Here is a 16,404-nt window from a genome sequence, read left to right on the forward strand (position 1 = left end):
CTCACTGCTCCTCGTCGTCGAAGACGGCGACACGCGCGGGCCTGACGACGGCACCGGAGGCGTCGGTGAACCCCACCGCCAGCACCTCGGCGATCCGCTCGTGGTCGGCGGGCGTCCCGGGCTTCCTGCTCTCGGCCCACTGGTGGACGAGCGGGTCGTAGGCGTCGCCGACCGCCGGATCGACGACGTCGACGGCTCCGAGCATCGCCACGGCGGCGCGCAGGCGCCGTGCGAGCTCGCGGTTGTCGAGGCGGTCGGCGACCGCGAGGATCCGTCCGGCGGCATCGGCGTCCCCCCGTGCGTGACGGTCCTCGCCCGGCGCTACCCGGGCCGCGGGCCGGGCGGGGGGTTCATGGGACGGAGCGCCAGCGGGCATGGGGGCGGGTAACCCCGGTCCGGCCGCTGCCATGGGCCGCGCCCCGGGGTCGAGGCGGTGCGCGAACAGGCGCAGGGCCTGTGCCAGGGCACGGCGGACCGCCCAGAACGTACGTTTCAACCTGCCTCCTTGTTCATCAGCGCGTCGGATCGCGGATCCGACAGCGCCTCCCGTGCCGCGTCCACGACCAGGGCCGCCAGCTCCCGGAACCGGGAGTCGCGGAACGGGTCGGCGGCGTGCTCGCGCCAGCGGGCCAGCGCGGCGGACGCATCGGCCCGCCCGACGGCCTCGGAGCGCAGCAGGCTCACCGCCAGGCGCGCCTCCCGCGCGTCGAGTCCGTCCACGCCGGACCGCTCGATCAGCCGTCCGCCCGCCCGCCGGCTCAGCAGAGCGAACTCGCGGGACCCTGCCACCGCGTCCAACCGGGCCCGCAGCAGCGCCGCCGGCCCGTCGGGGAGCCGGGCGGCCAGCCGGTGCAGCCGCAGGTTCGCGGCCGTGGCGGTGAACAGGTCGCGGTCGCCGGCGATGTCGGCGAGGACCGCCTCCAGGGAGCGGATGCGGGACAGCTCCTCGAAGACCTCGGCGACCTCGGCGGCGCTCGTCCTCCCCGCCGACGCGCGCACGAGGGCGGGCAGCCAGGCGGGGCCGCCCACGGCCCGTCTCAGGGCGTCGAGGTGGCCGGGCGGCAGGGCGTCGCTCAGCTGCTCGGCCAGCCGCTCCCAGCTCAGGGTCGGGCGTGCCAGCACGTCGGGGCGTTCCCGCAGGGCCTCCAGCGCGCCGAGGACGCGCGCGTCGACGCCGCCCGTCCGCGCGGTGGCCGCCATCAGCTGGTTCACCGCGGCGAACCGGAAGGGCACCGGCGTGGTGCGGCGCACCTTCTCCTCGATCTCCTCGACCGGGTCGCTCACCAGGTCGATCTTGGACATCGCCACGACGATGTTCCCGACGACGTCGAGCGGCCCCGCCGAGAACGCCGCCAGTTCCTCGATCCCCCGGGCCCACTGGTCGATCCGCCCCCCGGTGAGCACGCAGACGAAGGCGGCCGCCGCGCCGGTGAGGTCCGAGCCGCCCAGCATGCGCAGGGTCTCGCGGGGCGAGTGCACCACCGAGTCGAGGCCCGGCGTGTCGCCGAGCAGGACGTGCCGGGCGAGCGGGAAGTCGCAGGCGACCGAGCGGTGCCCCGGATCGGGGAGGTCGGGCGCAGGGAGATCCGGGGCGTGGTACCACGTGACGGTCGAGGTCGTCTCCGCGAACGCGGTCGCCGCCAGCGGCCGGCCCACCAGGGCGTTGAGCAGCGTCGACTTGCCCGTCGAGATCGACCCCACGAGCAGGACCCGCAGTGGCTGACCGCACTGGGCGACGACGTCGCGCAGCGTCGGGTCGTCGCGCAGCGCGGGGTCGTCGCGGAACGCCGGGGCGGCCAGCAGTTCGCTGCAGTGCCGCGCGATCAGCGCCGAGGCGCCGTCCCCGGCCGTCATGCCGGCGCCCCGTGCAGGTGCAGGCGGTGCAGCGATCCGCCGGCGTGTGCGTAGACCACGCCGGGTTCGGGGCTGGGGTGCAGGGCGCTGGGCCGGGGCATCGCGATGGCGTCCCGCAGGGCGATCTGCTCACCGGTGCCCACCTCGACGGCCCGGTACACGGAGTCGTGCCGGTCGAACGCGATCACGGCGTCCTCGGTTGCGGTGGCGGTCCAGGCGAGCGAACCGCCCGCGGGCAGCGGCCTGGCCCAGACCGGTTCCAGATCTCCGCCTTCCTCCCGCCGGGCGACGAGCTCCCCGTCGTGGGCCGTGTAGAGCACCGGCCGCCGCGGGTCGACGGCGAGCTCCGCCTCCTCGGGCAGGCCCAGCACCGTCACGGTGCCGAGCGTCGCGACGTCCAGCAGGACGACCTTTCCGGGCAGGCGCGCGACCAGCCGGGACCCGCCGCAGAACGCGAGCGACCGGACGGGGCCCCCGGGATCCAGGCGGCACCACCGGCCCGTGCCGAGGTCGTGCAGGACGCCTTCGCCGTCCCGCTGGGTCCAGGCGAGCAGCGATCCCTCGAAGGCCATCGCCGTGGTGCCGTCCGGACGGGCGGGCGTCGCCGCGAGCCGCCCGAGGACCACGTCCTCCCGGAAGAACCCCTGGGGATCGACATCCCCGACGATGAAGGCCGGGGAGTCGCTGGCCAGGACCACGCGGCCGGACAGCAGGGCGCTCCGCACCCGGCGGACCGGCGGCAGCGGCCCGCCCGCCAGGCCCGCGGGGCCTGCCCCGACCCTTACGCGGCCGTCCTCCGACAGTTCGAGGACCCCGCCGCGGGTCCCCGCCACGTCCCGGGGCCCGTCTCCGGCGCGATGGCCGGCGGGGACGAGGGTGAAGGGCCGGGAAGCGGAGGGAAGGCGGCCCGCCCCGGGGCGGGCGCAGCGCAGAGCCCCGAGCACGACAGGGCTGCCCTCGGCCGTGTCGGTGAGATCGACGAACGCCGTTCCGCAGGTGTGCGCCAGGCGCCGGACCTCCTCGCGCAGGGCCGGCACCCGCGCCGTGCCGCCGCTCAGGACGATCGTCCCGGGCGCACGCGGTCCGAGCGCGGCGAACGCCTCGCCGGCGACCGCCGTGCACGCCAGTACCAGAGGCTCGATGGCGTCGACGAAATCGTCCTGGTCTATGACGATGTCGAGCCCCTGAACGGCGAAATGCGCCTCTTCGCTGTCGCTCAGGGCGCGCTTGACGAGTTCGGCCTCCGCGCGCAGCAGTTCGGGGTCCCGCGCGGCGATCTCGTTCAGCACGCGCCGCTCCCGCTCACCGGCACGGTCGCGCGCGATCGCGAGGACGGCGGCGTCGAAGTCGTCGCCGCCGATCAGCCGCCCCGCCTGGTGGAAGGTGCGCGGAGCACCGCCGCCGGAGGCGCGCAGGGCGGCGAAGTCGAACGTCGACGCACCGAAGTCGAGGACGGCGAACGAGTCGAGGCCGCTCTGCCGCTCCACGGCCCGCGCCCCGGCGGCCTCGGCTTCGGTGACGAGGCTGACGTCGGGGCAGCCGACGGCGACGGCGGCCTCGGCGAGGACGGCCTTCTCCCGGTCCGTCCACAGGACGGGATGGGTGAGGACGAGGTGGTCGACGTCCCCGTGCCGGTCCCTGATCGTCTTCAGGGCGTGGGCGAGCACCGTCGCGACGCCACGGACGAGCGGCTGGGTGTCCCCGGAGCCGAAGTGGATCTCCCGGTACAGGGGTCGAGCGCGCCCGCCCGGTTGATCATCTGCTTCAGCCCGGTGTGGTAGCGGTCGCGGAACGTCCGGCCCGCACCCCGGTTGCGCGCGGCGACGCCCGTCTCCAGAGAGCGGTCGCGCTTCAGCACCAGGACGGTCGGCCACTCCGGCACGCCCTCGACCCGCACCGCCGCGGGCGGCGCCCCGGGCTCGGTGATCACCGCCGCCTTCGTCAGGGAGGCGCCTACGTCGATAGAAGCGATCACTGGACCACCCGCCCCCGGATCCCTCGATCCCGCCTGTGATCTACATCACGTCAACTTGTTGTCATAAGGACATTAAGCGCGTTCACGATTTGTTGTCAACGCGACCATTAGTTAGTCTCTGGCCGTGTCTGGCCACCGCCGCGAACCCCACCTCGTCCACGTCACCGCCGACCTGGTCATCCTCACCATCCGCCACGGCGTCCTCTGCGTGCTGCTCGTGGAACGGGGGAACGAGCCGTTCCTCGGGCGCCTCGCCCTCCCGGGCGGCTTCCTCCGCGGCGCGGAGACTCTGGAGGACACGGCGGTGCGCGAACTGCGCGAGGAGACCGGCCTGGAGACCGGCGACTTCCACCTGGAGCAGGTCCGCGTCTACTCGGCCCCGGACCGGGACCCGCGAGACAGGCGCGTCATCACCTGCTCCTACCTCGCCATCGCCCCCGACCTCCCGGTACCGCGCCCCGGGTCGGACGCGCGGGCGGCGTCGTGGTCGCCGGTCGGCAGGACGCTGGTCCACGCCGACGCGCTGGCGTTCGACCACCGGCGCATCCTCGCGGACGCGGTCGAGCGGGCCAGGACGAAGCTCCAGCACACCACCCTCGCCACCCGCTTCTGCCCGCCGGAGTTCACGATCAGCGAGTTGCGGGAGGTCTACGAGACCGTGTGGGGCGTCGACCTGGACCGCTCGAACTTCCACCGCAAGGTCATCGACACCCCCGGCTTCCTGATCCCCACCGGCCGCCGCACCGTGGGGGGCGGCCGCCCGGCCGCGCTCTACCGCGCCGGACCCGCGACGGCGCTCGTCCCCCCGATGCACCGGCCGTCACCGCTCGGTCCGGAGCCGGGCGGAGGGGCCTGATGGGCGGTCGGAGACCCCCGGACGGCCGGCCGCCGGTGGGCGCCGACCCGGCCGCCCTGGACGGTGCCAGGGCGGCCGGACGCCGGCGGGTGCCCGCTCCCTACCGGACGGGGCGGCAGGTGATCGAGACCGAGCGGGACCGGAACTCGCGGTCAGGCGACGCGGACCCCGCCGGCGAACGGGCGGCCGGCGAGCGGAGCGATCTTGACGACGTCGCCGGTCTGCGGCGCGTGGACCATGTTGCCGTTGCCGATGTACATCCCCATGTGGTGCAGGTCGCTGTGGAAGAACACCAGGTCGCCGGGCTTGAGCTGGCTCATGCTCACGTGGGTCCCGGCGTTGTACTGGCTTCCGGTGTAGTGGCCGAGGGTGACGCCGACCTGCGCGTAGGCGTACAGGGTCAGGCCGGAGCAGTCGAAGCCCTTGATGTTGGCGCCCTGCGCCGTGCCGTAGCTCGGGCCGGAGGCGGTGCCGCCGCCCCAGGAGTAGGGCACGCCCTGCTGGGCCAGCGCGGCCCGGACGGCCGTCATCGCCTTGGCCGAGGCGCCGCCGGAACTGATGTTGGGGATGGAGCCGGGGCGCGCACCGGCGGTCTTGAAGGTGCCGAGCTGCTTCTCGACCTTCTTGAGCCTGACCTGGAGTTCCCGCCGTTTCTTCTTCGCCTCGCCGGTGAGCCGGCGCACCTGGGCCGCGCGCTGCTCGGCGGCCTTGCGGGACCGGTCCGCGCCCTGCATCACCTGGAGCATCTGGGTGATGCGGGTGTCGTTCTGCTTGGCGAAGTAGTTGAGGGTGGCCGACTGGTCCAGGACGGCCTGCGGGTCGGAGGACGAGGCGAAGGTGATGGCCGGGTCCGCCGGGCCGTTCTTGTAGCTGTCGGCGGCGATCTTCGCCATGCGTTCGCGCGCCTCCTCCAGCGTCTTCTGCTGGCGCTGGGCGCTGCTCCTGGCCACCTTCGCGGCGTGCTCGGCCTGCTTGAGCCGTTCGCGCAGCCCGTTGTACTGCTCGCTGAGCTTCTCGGCCTCGTCGGCGAGCTTCTCCTGCCGCGCGGTCAGTTCCTTGCGGGTCGGCTTGGGCTCGGCGTGGGCGGGCGCGGGCGCGAGGAGCCCGGCGGACAGGGCGAGGGCCGCCGTCCATGCCGAGCCGGTGCGGATCCTGCGGCGGGCTGTCGTTCGGGGGCCGGCAGCTCGTCGCTGCATGCGGTGTCCTCTCCTGTACCGCCTACCGGGTCAGCTGACGGGTTCGGGCCGGAGTCGCCCTACCGTCCTCGCGGGACGGATTCACCCCTGAAGATCGGGTCCCCGGTTCCCCGGACGGAGCCGTCCGCGGGATTCGGCGCGGTCGCCGGCCGTCCCCGGCGGGGACGTCGGACCGTGACCTCCTACGGAGCGTAGGAGGTTTACGGTCAGTTCGCCACCGGAGCGGAGGATTTCCCCAAAAGCCACATAACGCCTCAGCATGTCGCGGCGAGCTCGGCGATCGCCACGGCGCCGCCCAGGAGCGGCGCGGCGACCGCCGCCACCACGAAGAGACCCGCCGCGATCCCCGCCGCGGCGATGATCGTCCCGGCGAGGGCGGCCGCCCAGCAGGCGACGGCCGTCCCGGGGCCGACGGCCGAGCGCCTGAGCAGATCCAGAACGGGCCCCGCCGCCCACCCCAGCACGACCGCCGGGACGACCAGGCCGGTCACCAGGAGGATCACGGGTTCACGGGTCCTCGCCGGCGGTCCGCCGCCGCAGGGCGTCCAGGAGGTGCCGGGCGTCCTCCGGCGGGACGCTCTCGGCGAACCTCGCCAGGATGGCGCCGTGGTCGGCCGCCTCGCTCAACGCGTCCAGCATCAACTCGACCGCGTACTCCTCCCGCGGCCGCGTCGGGCTGTAACGGAAGGCCGGGCCGTCCTGCGTGCGCCGCAGGAGGCCCTTCTGCGCCAAGCGTTCGGCCACGGTCTGCACGGTGTTGTAGGCCAGCGCCTTCTCCGCGTCCTCGTTCAGCTCGGCCAGCAGTTCACGGACCCGCAGCGGACGGGGCGCCGCCCAGAGCACGTCCATGACGGAACGTTCGAGCGATCCACCGAGTGCGGACACGCGGTCACCTCCGTCCCGCCCACATTGTGCCGGACGTCTCCCGCGCGCCGGCCTCCCGACGCGGGGTTCCTCCAGCGCAGGCGGGGCATGATGGCGGCCGCGGCGGTGATGGCCTTGGCGGTGCGCGCCAGCCGCGGGTGACGGCCGCCCGGGTGTCGCCGGTGCGCTCGTACTCCTCCCGGACCGCGAGATCAGGAAGACCTCGTGGTCCATGGACAGGCCGCGGCGATGTCGCCTTCGAGCACACGTCTTGACGACAAGGGGGACGGCCTCCCCACGGTCGTCCCCGCCCGGCGGGGACACCGGGCCCCCGCGCCGCGGGACCGGATCAGCTCGCCGGGGACGGGGGGCGCGGGGTGAAGCGCACGAAGGGGATGTGCCGGCCGACCTGGCGGTAGTCCTCGACGCCGCCGTCGACGGCGAAGCCCATGAGCTTGCAGAGCCGGCGCGCGGCGGTCGGGTGGCGGGGTGCGTACCGGGCCATGATCTCGCCGCCCTCGCCGGTCGGGATCGGGGCGGCGGTCGCCTGGACGCGCCTCCCGCCGATCTGGAGGGTGACGTCCGGAGCGGCCATGACGTTGCGGTACCAGTCCGCCCGGGGGCCGAATCCGGAGGCGGCCACGTAGCCGTGTCCGTCCTTCTGGACGACCTCGATGACGACCTGGCGCGGCAGGCCGGAGACGCGGCCGGTGTGCGTGAGCAGCATGACGCGGTGTCCCAGCAGCGGCCCGAGCCCCATGCGGTACAGCCGGATGGGCAGCCGCCACAGCAGGCGGCGCAGTCCGGTCGGCGGGGCGGGCCTGTCGAGGATCTCCATGTTCGGTCCTTCACGAGGTCGGGGACGGCGGGTTCCGGGCGACCCTCATGCCCGGCCTTCCAGCAGGTCGGCCGCCGCGGACAGGGCGTCGCCGACCGGGAGGTCGCCGTCGATCATGTAGTGCAGCACCACCCCGTCGATCGCCGCGGTGATCAGGGTGGCCGCGCCGGCCAGGCGGCGCGGCGGCCAGTCCGGGTGCAGCGCCCGAAGGCGGTCCGCGATCTGCGCGCGGGCCTGCCGGAGCTCGTCGCGCAGCACCGCGCCCAGCGCGGGGTCGCGCATCGCGCCCACGATGAGCTCGGCGGCCAGCCGTGACCCCGGCTCGCCGGCCGGGGCCTGGGCCAGCAGGTTCCGCATCGCCTCCAGCGCCGCGCGCTCGTCCGGCGCCGCCAGCAGCTCGGCGACCAGGGGCCCGACGATCAGGTCCGTGGCCTGCCGGAAGATCGCCGCGTGCAGTCCGGCCAGCCCGCCGAAGTGGTAGTGGATCAGGCCGGGGTTGGTGCCGGCGCGCTCCGCCACGGCGCGGGTGGAGACGCCCGGCCAGCCCTCCAGGTCCAGCAGCGCGATCCCGGCGTCCACCAGCTGCCGTCGCCGGCGATCCCCGCGCGGCGAATTTGGTCGGTCGGCCAAGTTGGTCACCCGACCAAGTTAGCACGGGCGGCTCGCGCCCGCCCCCGGGCTGGACACGTGGCGGCAGCGGGTCGCCGAGTGGGACGCTGCTCCCGGCTCCCACACGCTCCGCCGGAAGTCTCCGACAAAGGAATTCACATGCCCCGAAACCGCATCGTCGCCGGCGTCCTCGCGGCGGCCGCCCTCGCCGCCGGCGCGGCGGCCTGCTCCGGCGACGACGGCAAGGGCGACGCCGCCGTGGCCCCGACCGCATCGCCCGCGCCGACGCTCTCGATGAGCGGCGCCCCGTCCGCCGGCCTGCCGTTCGGGCCCGCCTGCTCGGCCGTCCAGGCTTCCGGCAAGGGCAGCTTCCAGGGCATGTCCACCGACCCCGTGGCGACCGCCGCGTCCAACAACCCGGTGCTGTCCACGCTGAGCGGCGCCGTGCGGAAGGCCGGGCTGGCGGCCACGCTCAACTCGTCGAAGAACATCACCGTGTTCGCGCCCACCAACGACGCGTTCCGGAAGATCCCGAAGGCGACGCTCGACAAGGCCATGGCGGACGAGAAGACGCTGACGAGCATCCTCACCTACCACGTGGTCGACAAGAAGGTCTCGCCGGACGGGCTGGGGACGGGCGACTTCAGGACGCTGAACGGCGCCAGGCTCAAGAGCAGCGGCTCGGGCGACTCCTACACGGTCGGCAAGGACGCGAACGTCGTCTGCGGCAACGTCCAGACCGCCAACGCGACCGTCTACGTCATCGACGGCGTCCTGATGCCGCCCGAGTGACCCCGAGCCTCCCGGCCATGTGATCGTCCTCGGCGCCGTCGGAGGCGTCCTGGCGCGCGTCGGGAACCAGTGGCGAAGGCCCCGCACCGGCCTGATCCGCGGCGACCCTCGCGAAGGCGTGCCGGAGCGTGGGGCTGATCATGATGTGCGCGTCGAGGCCCGTGCGTTGCAGGATCCGGTGGCACACCGGGCTCGGGCGGCTGAGGACCAGCCGGCCATGCCGGGCCGTGACGGCCTTCCAGAGGCCCACCAGAGCCCCCAGCCCGGAGGAATCGCAGAACGCCACATCCTGGAGGTCCAGGATGATCCGCCATGCGGCCGGCGCGTGCGAGAGAACATGGTCCCGGAAGGCGTCGGCCGTGAGGTAGTCAATTTCACCATCGACGCGTACGACAATGCAGGTGTCGCGATTCTCGACGCCTATTCGGAGCCTGTCGTGAGGGTCGCGCCACAGCCGAGGCGACGTATGACTTCCGTCTTGTACCGCTTCCATCACAGACTCGACCTCCCGTTGAGGCGAAGCTACCCCGGAACGCCGAAAGCATTCGGGCAGCGCCGATCATGAGGCGCCGATCACGCGGCTGACCTGGTCGCCCTCCGGCCGGACGGCGGCCCTCGGACGGGGTGCGACGAATCTTTGCCTTCCGGCAACTGTCTTGTTGTGGTTAGGGTGGTGGTGAGGACAAGATCCTCGTTTGGCGGCACAGCTGAGGAAGGAAGTGGTCCCGCCGCAGGCTGCGACGTGATGGAACTGACCCAAGGCATAGACGGCACTCGGCGCGTTCTCGACCCGGCGCTCGGGCCCGGTCCGTACCCCGCGCTGGCCGTGAATCCGAGCGGCACCGTCACGCGGCTCAACGACGCGGCCCGCCTGCTGCTCGGCATGGCACCGGGCGCCCTGATGGACGACGCGGCGCCCGCCTGGCTGGCCGACGCGCACCACGCACTGACCAGTGCCCCCCTCGCCAACGTGACCCATGCCGATATGACCCACCCCGGTACGTCGCGGCCGGTGGCGCACGGGTCGATCGGCGACCGCGCCTTCGAGGCCCACGGCGTGCCCGACGAGGGCCACGGCGATCCCGACGCTCCGCCTGGCCCCCTGGCGGGGACGGTCTGGTGGCTGTTCGACGTCACCGCGCACCGGCGGCTGGAACGGGAACTCGCCGACGAGCGGGAGCGCACGGCCTTCCTTGCGGAGGCGTCCAGCCAACTGCTGGCGTCGCTGAACTTGGAACGGTGCATGGAAGTGACCGTCCACCTGGCGGCGCGCTACCTCGCCGACGCCGCCCTGGTGATCGCGCCCGGTTCCGGGCGCGGCTACCCCGTCTCCTACTGCGGCCCGGACGGCCAGGTGGACCACCAGGACCTCGTCGTGGACCCCGCGGCGGTCCCGGGCCTCGCGGAGGCGATGCAGGGGTTCCCGCCGGTGGCCTCACGCTGGCTCGACCCGGCGGCCGCGCCCCCCTGGATCTTCCGCGCCGACCTGGGCGACCTCGCCGCGATGGTGGTGACCGCGCTTCCGGGGCACGGCGTGCCCGCCGGCGCGCTGGTGCTGCTGCGGCGCGGCGGGCGGCGCGCGTTCTCCGAGGGCGACGAGATGATCGCCCGGCTGTTCGCGGCTCGGGCCGGCGCGGCCATGTCGGCCGCCCGCGTGTACGCCGAGCAGGCGTCCATCACCGAGACGCTGATGCGCGAGCTGCTGCCGCCGAGCGGCAGGGGGCTGAGCGAGGTGGAGCTGGCGGCCCGGTACCGCCCGTCGGGCGCCGGGGAACTCGTCGGAGGCGACTTCTACGATCTCCACCCGGCGGCCGAGGGCTCCGACGCCGAGCAGGAGTCGATGGTCGTGCTGGGCGACGTGTGCGGCAAGGGGCTGGAGGCCGCCGTGCTCACCGGCAAGATCCGCAACACGCTGCAGGCGCTGCTCCCGCTGGCCGACGACCACAAGCGGGTGCTGGAGCTGCTGAACGGAACGCTGCTGAGCAGCGAGTCCACCCGCTTCGTGACCCTCGTGCTGGCCTCGGTGCGGCGGGAGGGCGGCCATGTGCGGCTGCGCCTGACGAGCGCGGGCCACACCCGCCCGCTGATCGTGCGGGCCGGCGGCGAGGTCGAGACCGCCGACACGGGCGGATCGCTGATCGGGGTGCTCGACACGATCACCTCCACGACCGCCACCGTGCTGCTGGAGCCGGGCGACACGTGCCTGCTCTACACCGACGGCATCACCGAGGCCTTCGGCGGCCCGCTGGGCGACGAGATGTTCGGCGACGAGCGGCTGAGCGGCGAACTCACCCGCTGCGGCGGCATGCCCCCGGAGGCCCTCGTCGAACGCGTGCACATGCTCGCCTCCGAATGGGTGGGCACCGGCAAGCACGACGACATGGCCGTGGTCGCCCTCACCGCTCCCCGGCGCTTCCACCTGAGCGCCGTAGGGGGGCAGGGACCGGGGAGGTTCACCGCGTGACCGGAACCGCACGGCACCACGGGCCTCCCCCCGGGCCCGGCGCGGTGACGGACCGACTGTGGGACGCCGTCATCGCGGGCGACGAGTACGCCGCCGCCGACGCCGTCACGACCGCGCTCGACCGGGGGGCGGGCGCCGAGGCCGTCCTGCTGGAGATCATCGCGCCGCTGCAGGCCCGGGTCGGCCGGGAGTGGGCGGCGAACCGGCTCACGGTCGCGCAGGAGCACACCGCGACGGCGATCAACGAACGGACGATCGCCGCGCTGGCGCATCATCCGGCCGTCCGCAAGGCCCTGGAACGGCGCGAGAAGCCGCGCGGCCGGGTGGCGGTCGCGTGCATCGACGGGGAGTGGCACGCGCTGCCCGCACGGATCCTGGCCGAGGTGCTGCGGCTGCGCGGCTGGCAGGTCGACTACCTCGGCGCCCAGGTGCCGACCCCGCACCTGATCGCCCACGTGCACCGGACCAACCCGGCCGTGGTGGCGCTGTCGTCCTCGATCGCCACCCGGCTGCCCTCCGCGCACGCCGCCATCATCGCCTGCCAGGCGACCGGTACCCCCGTCCTGGTGGGCGGTGCCGCGTTCGGGCCGGACGGCCGGTACGCCGCCCTGCTCGGCGCCGACGGCTGGGCCCCCGACGCCCGCTCCGCCGCCGACCGGCTGGCGGAGGGGCCCTTGCGCAGGCCGCCGGCCCTCCACCAGGTCACGGACGACCTGCCGCACCTGGCCGACCAGGAGTACGCGCAGATCAGCCGGACCGCGCGCGGGCTCGTGCGGTCCGTGCTGGCCGAGCTGCCGGCCCGCTTCCCGGCGATGGCGGACTACACCGACCGGCAGCGCCGCCACACCGCCGAGGACATCGCCCACATCGTCGACTTCCTCGGCACCGCCCTCTACGTGGACGACCCCGACCTGTTCACGGGCTTCATCGGCTGGACGGCGGGCATCCTCACGGCGCGCGGCGTGCCCGCCGAGAGCCTCCTGCCGGGCCTGGAGCTGCTGGCCGAGCAACTCGTCGACTACCCCCGGGCCGCCGACCTGCTCTCCCGCGCATGTGACACCCTCCGGCAGACGGTGCCGGACGCCGCCGGCGGCGCTCCGGGCGCGGTGAGCGATCCCGTCGAAGGCAGGGACGCATGACCGCCTGGTGCGCCGTCATGCGCGGAGGCCGTTCGCCAGCGACTCGCCTGTGGGCGTCCGGTAGTACAGGACGGAGCGTCCGGCGCGGCGGCGGTCGACCAGGCGGGCGTCGAAGAGCACCCGGAGGTGGCGGCCGACCGACCCGAGCCCCTGGCCGGTGAGGGCCACGAGCTGCGTGGTGCTCAGCGGCGTGGCGAGCAGGACCAGGACGCGGGCGCGCCCCGGGCCGAGGAGGCGTTCGAGCGCCTCGGGGACGGCGGCCTCGCCCGCGCCCGCCAGCGGGGCCGAGCAGGGGTAGACGATCGCGTAACGGTCGGGGTCCGGGTCCTTCCAGGCCACCCAGCCCGTCCGGGGCGTGACCGGGACGAACAGAAGCCGGGCGCCGGAGATGTCGCGCGACGGGAAAGGGGAGGCGTCGATCTGGAGGCGGCCCTCACCGAGCCAGCGCATGCCGGGGCGCATGTCGTCGAGGGCGGCGGCCCATCCGCCCTGGCCCAGCTGCCCGGCGCGCGCGACGGCGTCGGCCTCGATGACGCGGCGGCGGCGCTCCCAGTCCGGCTCGACGGTGCGCGTCCACACCCATTCCAGCAGGCCGGCGATCCGCCAGGCCGCGTCGGGACGGCGCAGCTCGGCGGGCAGGGGGCCGCCGAACGAGACCTCCAGGTCGGCGTGCGCCCGCTCCGGCGGAGTCCGGCGGACGGTGTCGAGCTCCTCCTGGAACGGCGGCGACCCCACGCCCGGGTGCGGCGGCGTCAGGAAGTCGGCGCTCCACCTGGTCCTGGCGCCGAGGGCGGCGTCCAGCAGCGCGGCGGTGAGCGGGTCGCGCCGCAGCATCCGGCGGTAGGCGGGCAGGTGGGCGTCGAGCCAGGTCCGCTCCCCCGGGTGCGCGGCGGCGCCCTTCTCCAGGAGCTTCACACAGGCGGTGGTCTCCGCCAGGGCGGAGATGACGAAATGACCGCTCGCGAGGGTGTCCGCGTTGACCAGCCACAAGCTCACGTTTCGCCTCCTCGCGAAACTCTACCGGCCGCTGAGCGGCGGCCCCGAACCTGTCGGCCATGCGCACGTATCGGGATCTCCTCCGCGCCCCGGAGTACACGCCGCTCCTCGCGTCGTTCACGGTCCAGGAGTCCGCCCAGACGGTCAGCGGCCTGGCGCTCGGCACGCTGGTGTACGAGTCGACGCGCTCGCCGCTGCTGTCGGCGCTGAGCATGTTCGGCGGCTCGTTCGCCCAGATGGCGGGCGCGCTGACGCTGCTGTCGGCCGCCGACCGCCTGCCGCCGAGGACCGCGCTCGCCTGCATGGCCCTGCTCTTCGGCGCGGGGACGGCCGTCCTGGCGGTTCCCGGCCTTCCACCCGCGGCACTCCTCGCCGTCGTGGCGGGCCTCGGGCTGGTCGCCTCGCTGAGGAGCGGCGTCTGCTACGGCCTGCTGAGCGAGATCCTGCCGGACGAGGGGTACCTCCTCGGGCGCTCCGTCCTGAACATGTCGGCGGGCATGACGCAGATCTGCGGCTTCGCGGTCGGCGGTGTCCTCGTGGTCGCGCTCTCGCCCCGGGGCGCCCTGCTCACCGGCGCCGCGCTCTACCTGCTCACCGCGGTGGCGGCGGTCACCGGCCTGAGCCGGCGGCCGCCCCGGGCGGCCGGGCGCCCGGGCCTCGGCGAGACCTGGCGGACCACCGTGCGGCTGCTCTCCTCGGCTCCGCGCCGGTACGCCTACCTCGCGATGTGGGTGCCGAACGGCCTGATCGTCGGCTGCGAGGCCCTCTTCGTCCCCTACTCACCGCGGCACGGGGGGCTGCTGCTCGCCGCGGCGGCCGTCGGCATGCTGATCGGCGACACCGCCACGGGCCGGTTCGTCCCCAGCCGCCTGCGCGGGCGCCTGAGCTCGCCCCTGCTGCTCCTGCTGGCGGGCCCCTACCTGCTGTTCGCCGTCGACCCGCCGCTCCCGCTCGGCGCGGCCGCCGTCGCCGTGGCCTCCGCCGGCTACGGGTCGACGCTACTGCTGCAGGACCGCCTCATGGCGCTGACTCCCGTCCCCATGCACGGGCACGCCCTCGGCCTGCACTCGTCCGGGATGCTCACCATGCAGGGGGCCGGCGCGGCGCTGGCGGGCGGTACCGCGCAGGCGACGTCGCCCGCCGCCGCCATGGCGGTCATGGCCGCCGCCTCGGTGGCCGTCACCCTCGCCCTGGCCCCGGGCCTCCGTCCGCACGGAATCTCCACACGATCCGCACACGGCGGACGCCACCGGCGCGGCGGCGCGGCGTCCAATGAGACATGCGCGTGAAGATGATCCTCCCGGCCCTGACCGAGGCGACCTCGCCGTTCTTCCGTCCGATCAAGTACTCGCTGTTCCCGCCGCTCGGGCTGGCCACGCTCGCCGGGTACCTCGACCCGGACGACGAGGTGACGGTGACCGACGAGCACGTGCAGAAGGTCGACACCTCCGACGAGCCCGACCTCGTGGTGATCCAGGTCTACATCACCTCCGCGCGGCGGGCCTACGAGCTGGCCGACCTGTACCGCGCCCGGGGCGTCCACGTCTGCCTGGGCGGGCTGCACGTCACCTCGCTCCCGGACGAGGCGGCCCGGCACGCCGACACGGTCTTCTGCGGGCCCGGCGAGGACACCTGGCCCCGCTTCCTCGCCGACCTGCGCGCCGGACGCCCGGCCGCCCGCTACGACTCGTCCGAGCGGACGCTCGCGGCGCTGCCGCCGATCCGCCGCGACCTCATCGCCCGCGAGCGCTACCTCGTGCCGAACTCGATCGTGGTGTCGCGCGGCTGCCCGCACGTGTGCGACTTCTGCTACAAGGAGGCGTTCTTCGAGGGCGGCAAGTCGTTCTACACCCAGACGGTCGACGCGGCGCTCGCCGAGATCGACCGGCTGCCGGGGCGGCACCTGTACTTCCTGGACGACCACCTGTTCGGCAACGCCCGGTTCGCGTCCGCGCTGTTCGACGGGATGCGCGGGATGGGACGGCTCTGGCAGGCGGCCGGGACGGTGAAGGCGGTGCTGAATCCGGGGCTCCTGGAGAAGGCCGTCGAGTCCGGGCTGCGGAGCCTGTTCGTCGGCTTCGAGACCGTCAACGCCGGGAACCTCACCGAGCAGCGCAAGTGGCAGAACATCGACCGCGACTACGGCGCGGTGGTCCGCCGGCTGCGCGACAACGGCGTGATGGTCAACGGCAGCTTCGTGTTCGGGATGGACGAGGACGACCCGTCGGTGTTCGACCGCACCGTCGAGTGGGCGATCGGCCAGGGGATCGAGACGGCCACCTTCCACATCCTGACCCCCTATCCCGGCACGCGCCTCTACGGCCGCATGGCGAAGGCCGACCGCCTCCTGCACTCCGACTGGGACCGGTACGACACCCGCACGGTCGTCTTCAAGCCCGCCAGGATGACCGCCCGGCAGCTTGAGGACGGCTACTGGCGCGCCTACCGCGACTTCTACCGCTGGGGTTCGATCCTGCGCGGCGCCGCCACCAAGCCGGCGCTGCGCGGCAAGGCCCGGCACGTCGCCTACGCCGGCGGCTGGAAGAAGTTCGAGCCCGCCTGGGACCTGGTCATCCGCGCGAAGCGGGCAGGCCGTGCCCTGCCGCTGCTGGAATCGGTCCTGTCCGGCTTCGGCGGCCGTCCGGCCCGCCTCGAACCTCGCCGGGACCCGGAGTCGGTTTCCGTATCCTGATTCCCTCGCTCGGAGGGCCGACGTCTGCGCGCCGCTCGCTCCCCGCACAACCGGGGGAACGGGTTTTGCAGGTTTCCTACAACTACAGCGGCGCAGCGTGCGTTGTCGGCGGCATGGCGCCGCCGCCCT

At 74.0% G+C, this 16,404-nt stretch carries 17 protein-coding genes and 1 riboswitch; of the genes, 6 read left to right on the forward strand and 11 right to left on the reverse strand.

Translation table 11 applies throughout. The annotated features are described in order from the left end of the window. Position 1: 1 nt before the first annotated feature. The 4 genes from CHC11_RS24410 to CHC11_RS40530 are packed head-to-tail and all read right to left on the reverse strand — an operon-like array spanning position 2 to position 3,829. Positions 2-496 carry a nucleotide exchange factor GrpE gene (locus CHC11_RS24410; RefSeq protein ID WP_143227258.1) on the reverse strand — a complete coding sequence of 165 codons (495 nt, stop codon included), beginning with the start codon at positions 494-496 and terminating at the stop codon, positions 2-4. Then, on the reverse strand, positions 493-1,854 hold the full coding sequence (locus tag CHC11_RS24415; protein ID WP_089314119.1) for a GTPase: 1,362 nt from the start codon (positions 1,852-1,854) through the stop codon (positions 493-495). The genes CHC11_RS24410 and CHC11_RS24415 overlap by 4 nt, the downstream gene beginning before the upstream one ends. Continuing rightward, complete coding sequence (locus tag CHC11_RS24420) at positions 1,851-3,521, reverse strand: Hsp70 family protein (protein WP_143227264.1); 1,671 nt, start codon at positions 3,519-3,521, stop codon at positions 1,851-1,853. The genes CHC11_RS24415 and CHC11_RS24420 overlap by 4 nt, the downstream gene beginning before the upstream one ends. Then, positions 3,503-3,829: a hypothetical protein gene (locus CHC11_RS40530; RefSeq protein WP_143227269.1), complete on the reverse strand. Its 327-nt coding sequence runs from the start codon at positions 3,827-3,829 to the stop codon at positions 3,503-3,505. The genes CHC11_RS24420 and CHC11_RS40530 overlap by 19 nt, the downstream gene beginning before the upstream one ends. A gap of 124 nt (positions 3,830-3,953) precedes the next feature. Here CHC11_RS40530 and CHC11_RS24425 point away from each other — a divergent pair, with 124 nt between their 5' ends. Next, positions 3,954-4,685, forward strand: coding sequence for an NUDIX hydrolase (locus tag CHC11_RS24425; protein WP_089314121.1), 732 nt, complete (start codon positions 3,954-3,956; stop codon positions 4,683-4,685). Between the two features lie 152 nt (positions 4,686-4,837). Here CHC11_RS24425 and CHC11_RS24430 read toward each other — a convergent pair whose 3' ends face one another. From CHC11_RS24430 to CHC11_RS24450, 5 genes are all read right to left on the reverse strand, one after another. Then, entirely contained in the window at positions 4,838-5,881 is a 1,044-nt protein-coding gene (locus tag CHC11_RS24430) for a C40 family peptidase (protein ID WP_089314122.1), read from the reverse strand. 3 nt (positions 5,882-5,884) lie between these two features. Continuing rightward, positions 5,885-6,030: riboswitch (cyclic di-AMP (ydaO/yuaA leader) on the reverse strand. Positions 6,031-6,135: 105 nt separating this feature from the next. Next, the gene (locus tag CHC11_RS24435; protein WP_089314123.1) at positions 6,136-6,384 is read right to left on the reverse strand and encodes a hypothetical protein; all 249 of its coding nucleotides are present in this window, start codon (positions 6,382-6,384) and stop codon (positions 6,136-6,138) included. Positions 6,385-6,388: 4 nt separating this feature from the next. Beyond that, complete coding sequence (locus CHC11_RS24440) at positions 6,389-6,766, reverse strand: BlaI/MecI/CopY family transcriptional regulator (RefSeq protein ID WP_089314124.1); 378 nt, start codon at positions 6,764-6,766, stop codon at positions 6,389-6,391. A 328-nt stretch (positions 6,767-7,094) separates the two neighbouring features. Next, complete coding sequence (locus CHC11_RS24445) at positions 7,095-7,583, reverse strand: nitroreductase family deazaflavin-dependent oxidoreductase (protein WP_089314125.1); 489 nt, start codon at positions 7,581-7,583, stop codon at positions 7,095-7,097. Positions 7,584-7,628: 45 nt separating this feature from the next. After that, on the reverse strand, positions 7,629-8,222 hold the full coding sequence (locus CHC11_RS24450; protein ID WP_089314126.1) for a TetR/AcrR family transcriptional regulator: 594 nt from the start codon (positions 8,220-8,222) through the stop codon (positions 7,629-7,631). Positions 8,223-8,351: 129 nt separating this feature from the next. Here CHC11_RS24450 and CHC11_RS24455 point away from each other — a divergent pair, with 129 nt between their 5' ends. Beyond that, on the forward strand, positions 8,352-8,984 hold the full coding sequence (locus tag CHC11_RS24455) for a fasciclin domain-containing protein (RefSeq protein WP_089314127.1): 633 nt from the start codon (positions 8,352-8,354) through the stop codon (positions 8,982-8,984). Here CHC11_RS24455 and CHC11_RS24460 read toward each other — a convergent pair. Continuing rightward, entirely contained in the window at positions 8,953-9,477 is a 525-nt protein-coding gene (locus tag CHC11_RS24460) for an STAS domain-containing protein (RefSeq protein WP_089314220.1), read from the reverse strand. The genes CHC11_RS24455 and CHC11_RS24460 overlap by 32 nt on opposite strands. A 252-nt stretch (positions 9,478-9,729) precedes the next feature. On the opposite strand from CHC11_RS24460, the gene CHC11_RS24465 reads away from it, so the two are divergent. Further along, entirely contained in the window at positions 9,730-11,448 is a 1,719-nt protein-coding gene (locus CHC11_RS24465; protein WP_089314128.1) for a PP2C family protein-serine/threonine phosphatase, read from the forward strand. Further along, complete coding sequence (locus CHC11_RS24470; RefSeq protein WP_245919682.1) at positions 11,445-12,587, forward strand: cobalamin B12-binding domain-containing protein; 1,143 nt, start codon at positions 11,445-11,447, stop codon at positions 12,585-12,587. Before CHC11_RS24465 ends, CHC11_RS24470 begins: the two co-directional genes overlap by 4 nt. A gap of 15 nt (positions 12,588-12,602) precedes the next feature. Here CHC11_RS24470 and CHC11_RS24475 read toward each other — a convergent pair whose 3' ends face one another. Then, complete coding sequence (locus tag CHC11_RS24475; protein ID WP_089314130.1) at positions 12,603-13,583, reverse strand: ArsR/SmtB family transcription factor; 981 nt, start codon at positions 13,581-13,583, stop codon at positions 12,603-12,605. Between the two features lie 59 nt (positions 13,584-13,642). Here CHC11_RS24475 and CHC11_RS24480 point away from each other — a divergent pair, with 59 nt between their 5' ends. Both CHC11_RS24480 and CHC11_RS24485 read left to right on the forward strand, forming a co-directional pair. Next, the gene (locus CHC11_RS24480) at positions 13,643-14,872 is read left to right on the forward strand and encodes an MFS transporter (RefSeq protein WP_089314131.1); all 1,230 of its coding nucleotides are present in this window, start codon (positions 13,643-13,645) and stop codon (positions 14,870-14,872) included. Beyond that, complete coding sequence (locus CHC11_RS24485) at positions 14,863-16,275, forward strand: B12-binding domain-containing radical SAM protein (RefSeq protein WP_089314132.1); 1,413 nt, start codon at positions 14,863-14,865, stop codon at positions 16,273-16,275. Before CHC11_RS24480 ends, CHC11_RS24485 begins: the two co-directional genes overlap by 10 nt. Positions 16,276-16,404 lie beyond the last annotated feature (129 nt).

This window comes from Actinomadura mexicana, assembly GCF_900188105.1.
Classification (GTDB): Bacteria; Actinomycetota; Actinomycetes; order Streptosporangiales; family Streptosporangiaceae; genus Spirillospora; species Spirillospora mexicana.